General features: G+C 48.5%; 10 protein-coding genes. 9 read left to right on the top strand and 1 reads right to left on the bottom strand.

All coding sequences use genetic code 11. The features are described 5' to 3' along the window. Positions 1-62: 62 nt before the first annotated feature. Positions 63-1,031, bottom strand: coding sequence for a sugar phosphate isomerase/epimerase family protein (locus ACFPYJ_RS15460; RefSeq protein ID WP_379189053.1), 969 nt, complete (start codon positions 1,029-1,031; stop codon positions 63-65). Positions 1,032-1,401: 370 nt separating this feature from the next. Between ACFPYJ_RS15460 and ACFPYJ_RS15455 the strand changes: the two genes are divergently transcribed. From ACFPYJ_RS15455 to ligA, 9 genes are all read left to right on the top strand, one after another. Beyond that, positions 1,402-2,514 carry a S1C family serine protease gene (locus ACFPYJ_RS15455; protein WP_379189052.1) on the top strand — a complete coding sequence of 371 codons (1,113 nt, stop codon included), beginning with the start codon at positions 1,402-1,404 and terminating at the stop codon, positions 2,512-2,514. A gap of 41 nt (positions 2,515-2,555) precedes the next feature. Then, positions 2,556-4,442, top strand: coding sequence for a stalk domain-containing protein (locus ACFPYJ_RS15450; RefSeq protein WP_379189051.1), 1,887 nt, complete (start codon positions 2,556-2,558; stop codon positions 4,440-4,442). Positions 4,443-4,589: 147 nt separating this feature from the next. Then, on the top strand, positions 4,590-7,133 hold the full coding sequence (locus tag ACFPYJ_RS15445; RefSeq protein ID WP_379189050.1) for a U32 family peptidase: 2,544 nt from the start codon (positions 4,590-4,592) through the stop codon (positions 7,131-7,133). 476 nt (positions 7,134-7,609) lie between these two features. Next, positions 7,610-9,382: an AfsR/SARP family transcriptional regulator gene (locus tag ACFPYJ_RS15440; protein WP_379189049.1), complete on the top strand. Its 1,773-nt coding sequence runs from the start codon at positions 7,610-7,612 to the stop codon at positions 9,380-9,382. 41 nt (positions 9,383-9,423) lie between these two features. Further along, complete coding sequence (locus ACFPYJ_RS15435) at positions 9,424-11,511, top strand: ATP-binding SpoIIE family protein phosphatase (RefSeq protein ID WP_379189048.1); 2,088 nt, start codon at positions 9,424-9,426, stop codon at positions 11,509-11,511. Between the two features lie 25 nt (positions 11,512-11,536). Next, positions 11,537-11,902 carry an STAS domain-containing protein gene (locus ACFPYJ_RS15430; protein ID WP_379189047.1) on the top strand — a complete coding sequence of 122 codons (366 nt, stop codon included), beginning with the start codon at positions 11,537-11,539 and terminating at the stop codon, positions 11,900-11,902. An 80-nt stretch (positions 11,903-11,982) separates the two neighbouring features. Next, positions 11,983-12,693, top strand: a complete 711-nt coding sequence (gene pcrB / locus ACFPYJ_RS15425) for a heptaprenylglyceryl phosphate synthase (RefSeq protein ID WP_379189046.1) — start codon at positions 11,983-11,985, stop codon at positions 12,691-12,693. A 263-nt stretch (positions 12,694-12,956) separates the two neighbouring features. Further along, positions 12,957-15,317 carry a DNA helicase PcrA gene (gene pcrA, locus ACFPYJ_RS15420; RefSeq protein ID WP_379189045.1) on the top strand — a complete coding sequence of 787 codons (2,361 nt, stop codon included), beginning with the start codon at positions 12,957-12,959 and terminating at the stop codon, positions 15,315-15,317. 31 nt (positions 15,318-15,348) lie between these two features. Next, positions 15,349-17,394: an NAD-dependent DNA ligase LigA gene (ligA, locus tag ACFPYJ_RS15415; protein ID WP_379189044.1), complete on the top strand. Its 2,046-nt coding sequence runs from the start codon at positions 15,349-15,351 to the stop codon at positions 17,392-17,394. Positions 17,395-17,749: the final 355 nt, after the last annotated feature.

Below are 17,749 nucleotides of genomic sequence, written 5' to 3'. Positions count from 1 at the left end.
CATATCCTCAAAAAGAACCTCCGGCACAAGATGCCGGAGGTTCTTCGGTTACAGCTGACTGATTATACCCACCACATCTCGCCAAGCGGCTCGCGAATGAGGATTTGTTGAAGATTTTGAACAGCTTTTGTGAAGCCTTCGTCTACGGACATCAATCCGTCTTCGTGCTCAATACTCACTACATAATCGTAGCCAACCAGACGAAGAGCGCTAATGATATCAGACCAAACTTTAAGATCATGTCCATAACCAACCGTACGGAACTGCCAAGCGCGATCCAGCATCAGGCTGTAGGACTGCATGTCCGTAACACCGTGATGATTGATGTTGATTGGATCGATCGAAGTATCTTTGGCATGGAAATGGTGGATTGCGCCAGCGCGTCCAAGAATGTGAATCGCTTGAACAGGATCGATACCCTGCCACCACATATGGCTTGGGTCAAGGTTGGCTCCGATTGCATCGCCAGCTGCTTCGCGAAGGCGAAGCAAGGTAGCCGGGCTATGGACGGAGAAACCGCCGTGAAGCTCAAGACCGATCTTCACATTGCTTTCAGTCGCGAGTTTACCAATTTCTGACCAATAAGGAATTACTTTCTCTTCCCATTGCCATTTCAAAATATCTTGGAAGTCATTCGGCCAAGGCGCTACCGGCCAGTTCGGATATTTAGCATCTTCATGGTCGCCCGGGCATCCGGAGAATGTATTAACAACAGAAACGCCGAGCTCAGAAGCGAGTGCAATTGTTTTGCGGATAATGGAATCATGCTCGATTGAAATCGCTTTTTGCGGGTGAAGTGGATTTGCATGGCAGCTTAAAGCGCTGATTGTCAGACCGCGTGAATCAATCGCTTGTTTGAATGCTTTAAGTTTGCCTTTATCAGCAAGAAGCTCGTCAGGATCGCAGTGAGCGTTGCCTGGATAACCGCCAGTGCCAAGCTCTACAGCATCTAGTCCTTTGGAAGCAATGTAATCAAGTGCCTCTTCAAACGGCTTTTGCGCAAATAGTACGGAGAATACACCAAGTTTCATATTGTTCAGTAAGCCTCCCATTTCATTGAGTAGATTCCAGATGTCTCATTATAGCATGAGCCATAGCTAAGGTTAACATCTGCAAAGTCAAATGACAAAATCGGATATAAAATGGACAAAAACCTGAAAGCGCAAACTATCAAATAAACTGCTGACTCTATCTTTGTCGCCCGGCTTTGTTTAACGAACACTGAAGCAAAATGGAATCAGAATTAGCCCTAAAGTATCACACAACCGGGAGCGATGATTAATAATTAGGTAAATAGTAGTAAAATGAGGATTGTTAGAAGATTAAAAGTATAGTAGAATAATTTTAGCTATTCTAGCATAATTTTCTAATTTATCCATGAGATTGATCGGAGGAGCAGCGTTGAGAAGAAAGTGGTTGCGTGTATTTTGTCTCATTACAGTTGGAGCATTAATAATGGCTGGATCAGCTATAGCAGCTGGCAGCGGCGCAGGATCAACCTCGCTCGAAGCAAAGGTCATTAACGGAGAGGTCTATGTGAAGGCAAGCTCGCTTACAAAGCAGCTGGGAGGCACAGGCGCCTATGACGCCAAATCAAAAACGTATACATACACGCCATTATCACAAGTCCCGGATGTCATTAAGAAGGTATCTCCTTCCGTTGTTGCTATCATCGGTAAACCTGCGGGCAGCAGCAGCTCAGACCGCTACGCACTGGCTCATGGAACAGGTGTCGTTTGGAAAGCAGACGGGTGGATATTGACCAATGCCCATGTTGTAAAGGATATGACCAATATTGTAGTGGTTACAGCAGAAGGCAAGCAATATGAAGGTAAACGAGTCAATATCGATGAAACCAGCGATTTAGCCTTAGTGAAGATTAATGCTGCGAATATGAAAGCGGCTGTATTTGCCCCGGTACCGCTGCAGCTTCAAGTAGGGGAGACCGTGATCGCGATTGGTACCCCTGTATCCTTCTCCTTGCGTAATACGGCGACTACGGGTGTGCTGAGCGGGATGAATCGTTCCATTTCATCCTCATACAAGCTGCTCCAAACGGATGCGGCTATTAATCCGGGCAACAGCGGTGGACCGCTTGTTAATTTGAAGGGTGAGGTTATTGGAATTAACTCCCTGAAGTTCGTAAGTTCAGGCATCGAAAGCCTTGGTTTCTCTATACCGGCCGATACCGTCCGCTACGTAGTGAATCAATTCTTTAAGTATGGCAGAGTGATGCGCCCTTCTCTTGGACTAGGTCTCGAGGAGAGCTGGGCGGCTATTGTCGGGCTGCCGACAACCGATCCGCTCAAGGTGACGTCCGTGACGAATGAATCTGCCCGCAAATTAAATGTGAAGCAGGGGGACTTCATATACGCCATCGCCGGTAAGGCGATCACATCGATCGTTGAGCTGAATGAGCTGCTGAAGGCCTATCTGCCTGGTCAGAAGATCGAAGTTACGCTGCAATCCGGCGGAGATATCGTAACAAAGAAGATCACTATTGAGGTCCAATAAGAGGCCGGCCGCGCTAACTGCGCAAAGGGGAGAAGCGAAGGATGATGAAGCGTCTAGTCGTTATGTTCACCGCATTATGTATGTTTATTGCACTTTTACCGGCTGTTGCCGGAGCTTCAGCTGCTCCGCTTGAAATCAAATTATCGATCGGAAGTCCAGCATTAACGGTTAATGGAGTGATCTCCACGATTGAGAAGCCCTTCCAAGTTAAAGGGACGACATTTATTCCCCTTAGCGTCATCACCAAAGCATTCGGAGCAGGCTTAAAATTAGAAAAAAATAAAATCATTACACTTACGTATAATCAGACTTCCGTTATCCTGACGATTGGAAGCAAAGTTGTTAAAGTGAACGGCGCTGCTTCCACGCTGGCTGCCGAAGCGAAGGTCGTTAATAATACAACCATGGTTCCGCTTCGTGTTATAGCAACATCTTTTGGCGCAACAATCAGCGTAGCCGGCAAACAAATTATCATTAAAGGCGTTAAAGCTGGCGCAGCCGGAGGCGGCGATGATACGAATACTGGCGGAATCAATCCGGATGCCGGTAAATCCAAGGTTGGCGACAGCTATTACGGCTGGTCAATGAATTATCCAACCGATGTATCCTTGTCCTACCAAAGCGATAATGGTAATGCTACAGTCTGGTCCGATGGTTCAGGCGATCCAAGCATCGTCGTTACCGTTGATGATGTGGATCAGCCGTATACCCGCGAAGAGCTTCGCGAGTATGTACAGGATTATTTTAACGAAACGGAATTTATAGTCGAGAAAAAATCAATCACAGTCGGTGATTCTACTTTTGAAAAGGTCGTAAGCCGCGATCGGAAAGGCTGGTTCTTTGAATACCGGGCTATTCAGCAGGGCAATCGTATTTACATCGTCATGGCTGGCGCCAAATCCGAAACGCGTGATGGATTAAACAAATATCAATCTTTACTCGATAGTTTTAAGATAACTTTCGCATTCAATGATCCCACCCTCAAAGATGTAACCAAAGTGAAAGACGGTTTCATGACGGTGGTCGATAAAGAGTACGGCTTAACGGTTAAGCTGCCGGTTGATTGGGTTCGTGATACAGAGAGTGACCGCCCTAAATATGAAAGTGAAGATGGCTTCATGGATTTCCGGATCAGCTCTGTCAATAATACGGAGACTGACGTACAGTGGATGCAGCGTAACCGCGCAAGCATCGAAAGTGATTTTCAACCGGATTACCTGCGCAATGTGACCGAATCAACGAATTCGCTGGCTGATGGACCCGCACAAGTGTTAACGTATGAATTTTCGTTGGATAAGAAAACCTGGTACAGCGAGCATGATGTTTATTTGGTTTCCGGCAAACATAGATACACGGCCCAATTTATGTACAGCATGGAGGATCCTTCAAAAGGAGAATCGCTGTTTAATCAAATCATGCATTCACTGGATATCAATACGGCTTATGTGGATGCCAACTTCAGTGACATCGAAGAAACTCAGGATCTTGATGCGACCATTACGAAAACGAGCAAGAAATACGGCTATTCAATTACACTGCCGGAATCTTGGTCTGGCATAAAGAAGGATTTTGAGAAGGACGCAGTAGTCTACGGGGTTCCTTACGGTGCGTTTAGTATTAACGTTATCGATATTAATGGGACTGCCAGCCAGTTTGCTGAAGCAATCAAACAAAACGCTTCAGAGGATGTTGATATGATAGCTGCAGGTGCTGTTGTCCAAACGGCATTTGTCACGGTGAATGGCAAAACTTTATATAAAGTCGTAACAGAGCTGCCGAAAACGGAAATTCCGCATACGATTGTGCAGTATGTTTTTGATAAGAATGGAAGTGTGTATATCTTATCCTTTTCGGTTATTACAGCGAACTACACAGAAAAAAGCCGTAATTTATACGATCAAATTGCTGCTTCATTTACCCTGAACTAAATCATCCGTTTGATTGAAAAGCACTGCATCTTTTCGGAATATCCGGAAAGGTGTGGTGTTTTTCGCTTTGAGGTGGATTCATGGATGGTGCTCTGTTACACTTAAAGCAAATAAGCGATTGATAGATAAGGATGGCGAACAGGGTAGATGGTAACATTCAAACGGCAAGATGTTGAGCTGCTGGCACCCGCAGGCGACTGGGACTGCATGCGCGCAGCAGTGGCGAACGGAGCCGATGCGGTTTTTTTCGGTGTTGAGAAATTTAACGCCAGGGCAAGGGCCAACAATTTTCATACGGAAGAACTGCCTGAAATTATGGCTTTTTTGCATAGCTATGGTGTGAAAGGGTTTCTAACCTTTAATATATTAGTATTTGAAGACGAGATGGAAGAGGCGAAGCTTCTTATTGAAGCCTGCATAGATGCGGGGGTAGATGCTGTTATCGTGCAGGATTTGGGATTGGTCAAGCTCATACGGGAGCTTTCGCCCGATTTCCCTATTCACGGTTCTACGCAGATGACGATCACATCTCCCGAGGCTGTTGAATTTACAAAGCCATTTGATATTGAACGGGTTGTTCTTGGACGGGAGAATAATTTGAAGCAAATCAAGACCATCGGGGACCAAGCGAAGCTTCCAATGGAAGTATTTGTTCACGGGGCGTTATGCGTATCGTATTCCGGGCAATGTTTGACCTCAGAGATGTGGGGCGGACGTTCGGCTAACCGGGGGGAATGTGCGCAGGCCTGCCGATTGCCTTATGATTTGATGGTAGATGGAACGCAGAAAATTATGGGTGACGTCACTTATTTGCTGTCTCCGAAGGATCTGGCGGCAGTTGAGCTGGTGCCTGAGCTTATTGAAGCGGGCGTAACTTCCTTCAAGATCGAAGGCCGGTTGAAAAGTCCGGAATATGTGGCCAACGTTGTGAGCAAATATCGTCATGCCATCGATAAATATTTTGACGGAGACCGTTCAGCGCCTTCAAAGGAAGAGATGCGGGAGCTCCAGCAGAGCTTCTCCCGTGGTTTCACGCATGGCTTTCTGAAGGGGACGAACAATAAAATGCTCGTTGAAGGCACCTTTCCGAAGAGCCGCGGCGTTTATCTCGGCCGTGTGGAGAAGATCCTTCGCGATGCCGTTCTCTGCCGGATTGAGGCGCCGATTAAGCGCGGGGACGGTATCGTATTTGATGCTGGAGATCCGACCAAGAAAGAAGAAGGCGGACGTGTTTACGATTTACGCAGACAAGGCACGAAGCTGGAAGGCGAAGCTCAGGAAGGCATCGTCATTGAGCTTGTTCCCGGACGCAATGACGTTGATTTGAGACGAGTGCATGTTGGAGACCGGATATGGAAGACAAATGACCCGGCACTTGACCGCAGACTGCGGGCATCGTTCGAGACAGAGAAGCCTTATCGTGTATTTCCCCTGAGCGTGAAAGTTCGAGGTTCACTCGGTCAGCCGCTGCGTACCTGGTGGACGGATGTACAGAAAGGAACCACGGTCGAGATTGTCTCGGAGCTGGAGCTTGAGCTAGCGCAGAAGAGGCCGATGGACCGCGAATTGCTCGAAGAACAGCTGGGTCGTCTGGGCGGAACGGTTTATCAGCTTGAATCGCTTGATCTGGAACTGCAAGGCGATCTAATCGTACCGATGAGAGAGCTGAATCGGATGCGCCGCGAGGCTGTAGAGCAGCTGGTGGGTGAACGGCCTAAGCCTCCTGTATATATGAAGCGCGAAGTTAACGTATACTCGGATGTAAGATCGGGTACGGCACCGGCTGTCCGTTCAACGGAACCCTCAACCGGCTCGGAAATTGCAGCATCTCCGAAGTTGACCGTATTATGCCGGAGCCTCGAACAGCTTGAAGCGGCAGTGAGGTCAGAAGAGGTTGGCATGGTTTATGCCGACTTCGAATTCATCAAGCAGTTCCCTGCTGCGATGCAGCTTGCCCGGAGCGCAGGCAAGCCGATCGCATTGGCAACACCGCGGATCCACATGCCTGGCGAGAATGGCTACCATGCCAACATTCTGAAGCTGCAGCCGGACGCGGTATTAGTTCGTAATACCGGAGCGCTTTACTATTATCTGCGCGCAAGAGCTGCGAAGCCGGATGAGAAATTTCCGCAATTGATCGGCGATTTCTCTCTCAATATTGCGAACCATAAGGCAGCGGACCTTTTTGTGGATGCGGGCTGCAGTCTAGTCACTCCTTCTTATGATCTCAATGTCCAGCAAATGTTTGACTTGCTGCGCCGTACCGATACGTCCAAGATGGAGGTTGTCATCCACCAGCATCTTCCAATGTTCCATACCGAGCATTGCGTGTACTGCACGTTCCTCAGCGAGGGTACGGATTTCACGAACTGCGGGCGTCCATGTGAGGAGCGCCGCGTATCGCTTCAGGACAGAATCGGGATGTCTCACCCTGTTCGGGTGGACGAGGGCTGCCGGAATACGGTTTACAATGCGATCGAGCAATCGGGTGCGGAGTACGTCAGACAGTTTGTGGACATGGGAGTGTCTTCATTCCGGATCGAGTTCTTGGAGGAAACTGCTGATAAAGTCGAAGAGGTCATTGATTTGTACAGCCGTGCAATTACCGGTCATATCAGCGGAACGCAAGTTTGGCGAAGCCTGAAAGCCATTAACCAGCTTGGCGTAACGCGGGGGCAACTGGTCAAATAAACCAACGGCTGATTAAGCTCAGTTGACTATAACCCACAACCCCTGCCTCCGGCGGGGGTTGTGGGTTTTTTAGAGGCGCTCACTGCTGTTCGTGACGCCTGCCCGCCAAGCTGCCTACGCTTACTTAAGTTCTAATAATTTGCTTCAAAAGGGAATTGAAACTTTTCTTTGGATTAGCAGCAATATGCATGGATATTTCTATTTTCTCTATTTAGATTCTATAAATGCAGATATAATTTAGAGGGAAGTCATTGCAGTAATCATTCTGTTAATAAGATAAAAGGTTTGATATTGAAAAATTATCCAGTATAGGTGATAACTATGAATATTAATTTTCTTAGAGCTTTTTAATTTTAGGAAGGGATTTGACGAATTAAGGCGAATAGTAGCAAATATTAACTCTACTCTCTGCAATCGGTAGGCTTTCTTTAGGTTCCTCGATTGGCAGAAAAAGGTGAACGTGGTGAACATGCAGGATGAAACAAAATAACCATTTGACGACTAATCAAGACAAGTGGCTGCAAGAAGTACTTGCGCTAGAACAAGCTATTTTGGACGGTCATATGCCCTCTGCGGAGCAGCTGCTTGTAGTTCCTTCGGAGATCAGAATGAAATCCCCCCTGCTTCTTCGCGCTGAATGCGAGAACGGACTGCTCGATGGACAGCTCATGGAGACACAGCAGCTGCTCAAGGCTGCGCTCAAGGGGTTTGCAGCACAGGCTGATGAAGCATCCATGCTTGCAATGATGGGCATGCTGAGCTTGCTATATGAACAAGTTGGTGATCGGCAGGAATCGCAGCCGTTACTGGCTTTGCTCGGACAGGAATGGAATCGGACACCGGAATTCTGCAGCGGGTTTGTCCCATGGGCGCTAGCAAGAGCAGCGGCAAACGGCAGCCCGCAGGGCAATGATGGCACTGGCAGAGCCGAAGCGCTTTTCTTTCAGGCTGCAGAGCGATTCCGGCAAGAAAGCAAGCCGATTTGGACAGGTTTTGTTCTCCTGGACCATATGCTGTTTAATCCTGTTCCGGTTCAGGCTCAGGACTGGCTGCTTTTAACAAACTGGCTGAAACGGCATGCCGGGGATCAACAGTACTCAGATGCGGTCTATGACATTCTGACGAATCCGAATCCAACCATTCAAACCTGTGACGAGCTGCCATTACGGTATGCTTATTTATGTAAAGCCATTATATTGGATGCTGGCGATGAGCTCGTTCCAGAGTCCTTATCAGGTGACATCGAAGTCCAAATGTATGCAGCGGCTTCAAAAATAAAGCGGAATCTTGCGGAAGGTGCTTATGCGGAGGCGGCTAATGGGATCGAACTGCTTGAGCGGTATCACCAATTAGTTGTTACCCCTGCAGCCCGGCAAGCGCTTCAGGTGCTGAAGCGTGACTATAATCAATTGACGGGGCAATCCGAAAAGTCGAACGTTACAGCAAAAGCGGCTCAGAAAGAGAAGAAACGCAGCGGCGGCACGAAAGCGCAAACGGCAGCTGCGACGGTTAGATGGCAGGTGATGCTGATCAATGGGATTCGCTTTGAAGCGACGAACGGCAAAGTCGCCGAACCCGTATGGAAGCGGCGCAAAGCAGGAGAGCTGTTTATTTATCTGCTTCTCCAGCCAGGGTACAAGGCAAACCGTGAACAGGTTATTGAACGGGTATTCGGTGAAGGAGAAGCCTCCAAACGGTCGAATCAGCTTTACGTCACCCTGCATGATTTGAGACAGGCACTGAAGGAGCTCGGTTTATCCGAGGATCTTGTCTATGCCAAACGCGGTGTGATCGGAATTGAAGAGAACAGTTTTGACGGCATTGATGCCGAAACCTTCCTGACCCTTTCCAGGGTTGGGGATCAGTTATGGACCGATGACTGGGAAGCGGCATGCCGGCTTTACGAAGAAGCGATGCCGTTATACGGACAACTAGGCACTGAGCTTCCTTATGCAGAGTGGCTTGAGCGTATTCGAGAGCAGCTGCTTGATCGGCAGACAACGATGCTGAAGCGTTTGGCGATGTATCATATGGAGCGCCGTGATGATGCTCGTGCTGAACAGCGGATAGCGGAGTGGATAGCCCTTCGGCCTGATCAAGAGAATGCCTATGAAACGATGATTAGACATTGCTTGAATCTTGGACGTAGAGCAGAGGCGATTAGCTGGTACAGGCGTCTTGAGAAAATTTGCAGAGAAGAGCTCGGCATAGAACCGCTGGAAGAAATTCGACTGCTTGTATGGAAATAATAAAAAGTATCATGCAAAAGGCCTTGCTCGGAAGACGATCGATGATGAAATATCTCCTTGCGATTTTTGCGGTTTCCTTTTTAATGGGGGCTGTTCTCATTGAGCTGGAGCACTTCTTTATCATCAATGTGGCCTTTCGTGATTTGTCGGGCTCTAGCTGCCCCATAACCTTGGCCATATATGTATTTATAATAGCTGTTTTGCTGGGATTCTCTTTTTTACGCCTCCGTCCTCTGATGAATTTCAGGGGCAGCGAACCGTGTGAGGCTGAACAATCTTCTACCTTGAGAATGCTTTACAGACTGCCATATGAACTTTTCTCCATCCTACTTATATTAGGCTCTCTGGCTGCAATCGGGTTTCACGCATTTAATGGGGCGGAATCAGGCAGTGATGCCTGGTCGCTGCAGCTGGGTCAGCTTGCAGGTGAATTGAGCGATACCTTTATTGTCGGTATTTTTATTTTTACTTTGGCGCGCTGCTTGATGCGGGCTGTTGTGACAGAGCTGAAGCCTTCGGCTGCAAGCTTCTCTGGAGGAGCTTCTATCGCGCAGCCGATACTCCTTACCTACATCAGCACTTTTATTGCTGCGGTTTTGAATTTATTCGAACTGGCAATGCTGGCAGCAGACACTGACCAATCCATCAGTCCTTATAAATTTGCTTGTATTGCGGGGTTTTATCTTGCAATCGGTCTTTTGATATTTGGTTTTGTTACGATGCAATTCCGTCAGGAACTTCGCAGCTTGATTAGACATATCCGTGCATTAGTGGACGAACGCAAGCATCTTAGCGCGAGTATGTCCGTAATCTCTAATGATGAGGCCGGGGAACTGGCTGTGGTTCTCAATCAATTGCAATCTCGAGTCAATCGGGATTATGAATCGCTGGAGAAGGAGCTGAAGCTCGCTTACAACGTGCAGCAGAAGCTGCTCCCTCCAGGTGATATGACGATTGGATCTTACCGGATCACCGCACGCTGCCAGCCTTACAATGAAGTCGGCGGAGATTTTTTCGATGTGGTATCGCTAAGCTCAAGCCGATTTGCAGTTATGATTGGCGACGTTTCTGGGAAAGGAATGCCTGCAGCGCTTCTTATGTCCGCACAGCTGCTGCTTTTCCGCTCAGAAATCAGAAGGAACGGAAGTCCGGGAGAAGTACTGGCGCGGATGAACCGGCAGCTGTGCGAGGCGATGGGGGAGGAAGGCTCCATCACCATCGGCGTGGGAGTGATCGATCTTTCCTTGGACACGGTGCTGTATGCCAGTGCAGGGCATCTATCGCCATATATTGTCAAGACGGATGGTACTTATACGGCAGTCGATTGCAGCTCCTTGCCGATAGGCTTTGATTCTGAAGCAGTCTACGAGGAGAAATGCTTGCAGCTTGGTGCTGGCGATCGGTTTGTTCTATATACCGATGGATTAATAGAAGCCGATGACGAAGGCGGCAGCATGTATAGCTTTGAAGGGTTAGAGGCGGAATTTTCCACTTGGGGGCCTGGACTTGATATGGCAAAGTTTGTAGATGATTGGCTCATACGAATGGATGAGCGAAGCGGGCCGGGACGTGACGACCGTACCGTTGTCGTTCTGGATCTTGCAGGCGAATACCGCAGCTCGCTTGCTCAGTTTGATGTCGCTGCATCTGCGGCAGCGCACGGCAGCGTAGGCGCGCTCTTTAACCATGCGTTTACGACCAGAGAATGGTCGATCCGGAGCCATTTAGGTGATGAGAGACAGGTAGCACATGAGCTTGGCCGATGGATCGAAGAGAGATGGCCGGAGTCTACGGTTCGCGAGGATGTACAAAGCGCAGTAGCGGAAGCAATGATTAATGCCATTGAACACGGCAACCGATTGCAGCCTAATTCCTATGTAACGGTTACGGCGCAGATAGGGTCGATGATTGCTGTCTGTAAAATATACGATGAGGGCGGGGGTTATTTCCCTCGTGTGTCCCGGGATGAAGATGAAATGATGAAGAAGCTGGAGTCCGTCGATCCGCGCGGCTGGGGCTTGGTCATGATTGATTCGTTAGCTGATTATTGGGCAACTGGTCGTGATGATCGTGGATTTTATACCGAACTTTATTTCATGCGCAAAACGAAACAGGATCATGAAGAGTAATGAAATGAAAGAGAGTTGGCGACGGATGGAACAATCATTTTCAATGGAGACGAGACAATTTCCGAATGGCTTGGTTCTTAAACTCTATGGGGAACTGACGAAATCCGCGGAGAAGGAATTGATTGCAGATTTTGCAGGCAATGTTGAGCTTGGCACGAGCATTCGTTTCCTGGCGCTTGATATTTCAGAAGTGGCCTATATTAATAGCGGGGGAATGGCTGTACTGATTCGTCTTACCCGTATGGCGCTTAAAGCAGGTGCTCATACCTTTGCTTGGGGAGTCACTCCGCACTACGAGAAGCTCTTTAGGATGGTAGGCTTGACGGAGTATCTCATGCTGTACCCCAACGAATTCGCTGTCCTCGAGCGTATTGAGGCCTTAGAGCTATAAGAGGAATGCTATTCCATTGACATCGTACTCGTGGTTGAATAGACTTTTAGAGAACTTGCATTTGTAGCTCGGAGGTTATTATGCAGCAGCAATCCGCGATATATAAACAATGGAAGCATGCTTTTAAGCTCGATCCTGACCGGGAAATCAGCGATGAAGCGTTGGATGCCGTCTGCATGTCAGGCACGGATGCCGTAATTGTAGGCGGATCGAGCGGCGTGAACTATGATAATACAGTTGAATTGATGTCGCGAATCAGGCGTTATGAGGTTACCTGTGCGTTAGAGGTATCCAGTGAGGATGCGGCTGTACCGGGGTTTGATCATTATTTTATCCCGTTGGTGCTGAATACAGAGCATGCAGAGTGGCTGACAGGCCGGCAAACACGCGCGCTTCGAAGGTTCGGAGCATTTATCCCTTGGGAGCAAACGACGGCGGAGGGTTATTTGATTTTTAACGATGGCTCGGAAGCTGCTAGACTGACCGGCTCTCAAGCTCCGCATGATGCTGAGAGCATAACGGCGCATCTCTACATGGCGGATAGGCTGATGAGATTGCCCGTTGTATATATAGAATACAGCGGGATGTTCGGTGACATGGAGATTGTGAGGCGCGCAAGAGCAGTCCTTACACAAGCTCAATTGTTTTATGGCGGCGGAATCGACACTGCCGAGAAAGCGGCGCAAGCGGCGAAATATGCGAATACAGTGATTGTCGGTAATGCCGTTTACGATAGTCTTGAAGCGGCGTTGTCCACAGTCAAGGCTGTACATGACGCTTCGTTAGTGTAGTTAATTTTTAGCAGGCTTAAGTATAAAGAGTGCAGAAAGCAGCGGTTTTCAGATCGAATCGATGATGTAATGACGGTTCGCTCGGGGAGCCGTTTTTCTACTTATTTGACAAGCCATTATTTGATGCTGAGCACCTGCAGCCGCGGTTTCTTTTCCTTGAATATTTCCCTGTTAAATGGATGTTTCAATTGACACAGCTAGGCCTGATGTCTAGACTTATGAGTAGGCGAACAAATGCGAACAAAAGGAGTTAAACCCTTTCTATGTTAAACGAATTCAGTATCGAGCAGGCAATTAAGAAACTTAATCCTCCGCAGCAGGCTGCCGTTCAAGCAACGGATGGGCCTCTGCTTATTATGGCTGGAGCGGGCAGCGGCAAGACGCGTGTGCTTACGCACCGTATTGCCTATTTAATTGAGAAACGCCGGGTGGCGCCATGGAGCATACTGGCGATCACCTTTACGAATAAAGCAGCGCGTGAGATGCAGGAGAGGGTCAGTGCGCTTGTCGGACCTTCTGGAAGAGATATTTGGGTATCCACCTTTCACTCGATGTGTGTACGTATTCTCCGCAAAGATATTAACCGCATTGGATTTACGAACAGCTTCTCCATTTTGGATTCATCCGATCAGCTGTCTGTAATCCGCAATTGCATGAAAGATCAGAATATCGATACGAAGAAATTTGAGCCTAAGGCGGTGCAGGCTGCCATCGGGGGAGCGAAGAATGAGCTGATCTCGCCTGAGCAGTTCGAGCGCAAGATCGGTGATTATTTTGATGGAATCGTCTCCAAGGTGTACACCGCGTATCAGAAAAGGCTCAAAAGCAACAATTCACTCGATTTTGATGACCTCATCATGAAGACCATTGATCTTTTTAAAGAGGTGCCGGAGGTCTTGGCATTCTATCAGAACAAGTTCCGCTACATCCATGTCGATGAGTATCAGGATACGAACCGGGCTCAATATATGATTTGTAACATGCTGGCGGATAAGCATCATAACATCTGCGTCGTAGGTGACAGTGATCAGTCTATTTACCGCTGGCGCGGTGCGGATATTACGAATATTTTGAACTTTGAGAGCGACTATCCGGAAGCAAAAGCCATTCTGCTCGAGCAGAATTATCGCTCCACGGCGAACATCCTTAATGCGGCTAATGCTGTCATTAAACTCAACACCGGACGCAAAGCCAAAAATTTGTGGACGGACCAGGGTGAAGGTGACGCCATTACCATTCACCAAGCAGATACGGAGCATGAAGAGGGGTATTTTGTAACCGGTCAAATTCGGGAACAGGTTGCTAAAGGACGCAAATTCGCGGATCACGCCATCCTTTACCGGGCTAATGCGCAGTCTCGGGTTATTGAGGAAACGCTCATAAAGTCTGATATACCTTATCAAATTGTCGGCGGAGTCAAGTTCTATGATCGCAAAGAGATCAAGGATTTACTTGCCTATTTACGACTCATATCCAATCCGGATGATGATGTATGTTTTGATCGTATCGTTAATGTACCAAAGCGTGGAATCGGCGATACAACCGTCGCTAAGCTCTCGGAAGAAGCGGCATTGCGAGGGATTTCTATATTTGCGCTGCTGGAGCAGCTGGATTGGCTGGATCTCACAGGCCGCGCACGCACAGCGCTTAGAGAATTCCGCGATATGATCGACAATCTGACGCGCATGGTTGAATATCTGTCCGTAACTGAACTTACCGAGAAAATCCTTGAAATGAGCGGCTACCGCGAGGAGCTGCAGCGTGAGAACACGCTGGAATCAAAGGCTCGGCTCGAGAATATTGACGAGTTCCTGTCGGTAACGCAGGAGTTCGAGAAGCGCAATGAGGATAAATCCCTGATCAGCTTCCTTACGGATCTTGCGCTTATCGCAGATATCGATTCGATGGATAAAGATGAGCCGGAAGGCGGCGTTAAGGACGCAGTCGTGCTGATGACGATGCACAGCGCCAAAGGGCTCGAATTCCCGATCGTCTTCATTATTGGGATGGAAGAGGGATTATTTCCGCACAGCCGGACATTAATGGATAATGACGAGCTTGAAGAAGAGCGCCGGCTTGCTTATGTAGGGATTACGCGGGCAGAGAAAAGGCTCTATATGACCTGTGCGCGTTCACGTACCTTATATGGGCGCACCAGCATGAATATGCCATCGCGCTTCTTGAAGGAAGTACCGGACGAACTGAAGACAGAGGCTGTACGTGAAGGCTTTGGCTATCGCGGAGGTTCTTCAGGCGGGAGCCGTCCGATTGGATCAGGCGGAGCTACAGGCTCAGGTGCGGGCAGAACGGTGGGCTATGGTGCGAACCGGCCTGCGGGTGCAAGCGGCGGACCATCTTCTGGTCCTCTGACAAGCGGGCGCAGCAGCAGCGGGGTTCGGGTCAGCACACCGATGGATGCTGCCAAAGCAGCAGGTGCGAAAGCCGGAGGAGAGACCGATCGTGACTTTGCGGCTGGTGATAAGGTGTCACATGGCAAATGGGGAATCGGTACGATTGTTTCTGTACGCGGAAGCAGTAATGATAAAGAGCTGCAGATAGCTTTTCCTGCCCCGATCGGGCTTAAGAAGCTGCTTGCCAGCTTTGCCCCGATAACGAAAGTGTAAATGATCTAATTAAGAGAGGCAGGATGCCCCGATGACGACTGCGATGGAGCCGGAATTTACGGCAAAGCCGGAACAGCTTGCAAGAATGCGCGAGCTGGTGGACCAAATCGAACATCATAACTACAGCTACTACACACTTGATAAGCCGATAATAAGCGATAAAGAATATGATCTTTTATATGATGAACTTATTCAGCTTGAGCAATTAACAGGGATTGTTCTTCCTGATTCCGCGACTGGGCGGGTTGGCGGTGACATTCTCAAAGGCTTCGATCCGCATCGACATCTTGCACGCTTATGGAGCTTGGATAAAGCCCAGGATCATGAAGATCTGCTTGCATGGAATGCCCGTGTCTGCAAGTCCATAGCGGACTACAACGCCAAGAATCCAGAGTCGGCGCAGCTCCCGGATCCTTCTTACGTTATTGAATTGAAATTCGACGGGCTGACACTCAACCTGACCTATGATGAAGGACGACTGGTACAAGCATCAACAAGGGGGAATGGCGTGGTTGGCGAAGGAATCCTCGCCCAGGTCAAGACGATCAAGTCGATACCTTTGACGATTCCGTTTACGAATGGCCTCATTGAAGTGCAGGGCGAAGGGATCATGAATTTATCCGTACTGGAGACATACAACCAGACCGCAGCAGAGCCGCTCAAGAACGCACGTAATGCGGCAGCCGGCGCTCTTCGCAATCAGAATCCTCGCCTTACAGCGGAGAGAAAGCTGAATGCTTATTTTTATAACATCGGCCACGCTGAAGGCGTTGAATTTGAGAACCATCAGGAGATGCAGCAGTTTCTTCGTGATAACCGGTTCAAGGTTAACCCATATGCCACGTACTGGGCGACCATCGAAGAAGTACAGGCTGAGCTGGAGCGGGTAACGGCCATGCGCGGAGACCTTGACTACCTCATTGATGGGGCAGTAGTGAAGCTTACAGATATGCGAACTCGCGAAGTGCTCGGTTATACGGATAAATTTCCGCGCTGGGCGGTTGCCTTCAAATTTGAGGCTGAAGAAACCACGACGATTCTCGAATCCGTATCATGGGAGGTCGGCCGTACCGGCAAAATAACCCCTCTTGCGCGTTTGCAGCCTGTTGAACTCGCAGGTGTGACGGTACAGAATTGTACCCTCAATAATGTAGGAGATATTGAACGCAAGAATCTCAAGCATGCACTTGGCACCCATGTATTTATCCGCAGGTCCAATGATGTCATCCCGGAGATACTGGGCAAGGCTGATGACGAGCCGGGCGGGGAGATCATAACACCAGTACTTTGTCCGTCATGCGGTTCTACTCTAGAGCTTCGAGGCGCTCATTTATTTTGCTTGAACAAGCTGGATTGCCGTCCGCAAACGATCGGCAGAATCACCCATTTCTCTTCCCGTGATGCGATGGATATCGAATCGTTCAGTGTCATGACGGCGGAGCAGTTGTTTGATGAACGAGGCGTGCGTGATCCGGCAGATTTATATGCGTTGACTTATGAAGATTTAATTGGGCTGGAGCGGTTTGGCGAGAAGAAGGCGCGCAAACTTATTGAGGCGCTTGAGAAGTCGAAGGAACGTGATCTGGCGGCCTTCTTGTTCGCGCTTGGTATTCCGAATACAGGCAAGGCAACTACCAAGATGCTTGCCGATCATTTTAATGATCTGGCAGCCGTACGGGCTGCATCGGTAGAGGAGCTTGTCGGACTGCCTGATGTCGGCGGAATAGTGGCTGAAAGTATTTACACCTATTTCAGAGACCCTATTGCTGCTGCGAATATTGATCGGATGCTGGAGCTAGGGGTACAAGCGAAATCTGAAGAGGCAGTGGTCGTGCGTGACGATAGTGTGTTCAGCGGCAAGACGGTCGTACTGACGGGAACGTTGGCGACCATGAACCGAGATGAAGCTGCCAAGAAGCTTGAAGCTTGCGGCGCGAAGATAAGCGGAAGTGTCTCCAAGAAGACCGACTTTGTTATTGCGGGTGAGAGCGCGGGCAGCAAGCTGACTAAAGCGCGAGAGCTGGGTGTTACCGTCATTGAAGATGAAGAGGAACTTAAGAAGCTGTTGGGCGAGTAATCTCAGGGAAAAACCTTGGCTGTGCGGAGAGTAATCTCCACACAGCCATTTGTTATTTTTTACAAGTTGTAATTTGTTTTTTGAAATGGTATATTACTTCTTGCCGCTTTTGAGGCGAATGAAAATAACGTTTATCACTTTCAATAAGAAAATGAAAAAAGTTGTTGACATCGAATTTGAAAGCTGATAATATAACTTCTTGTCACCGCGGAAACAACGAAATGGTGACGGACAAGTTCTTTGAAAACTGAACATATGGATCACGTCAAAATCCAACAATGTTTTATAAAGCTAGCAAAGCTTGAGCAATTAAGCTTCTGTAAGGTGGAAGTCCTTCGGGACGGAAACACTATTA

Origin of the sequence: Paenibacillus solisilvae (assembly GCF_042656405.1) — a bacterium.
Lineage (GTDB): Bacteria > Bacillota > Bacilli > Paenibacillales > Paenibacillaceae > Paenibacillus_Z > Paenibacillus_Z solisilvae.
This window is presented reverse-complemented; position numbering and strand designations above follow the sequence as displayed.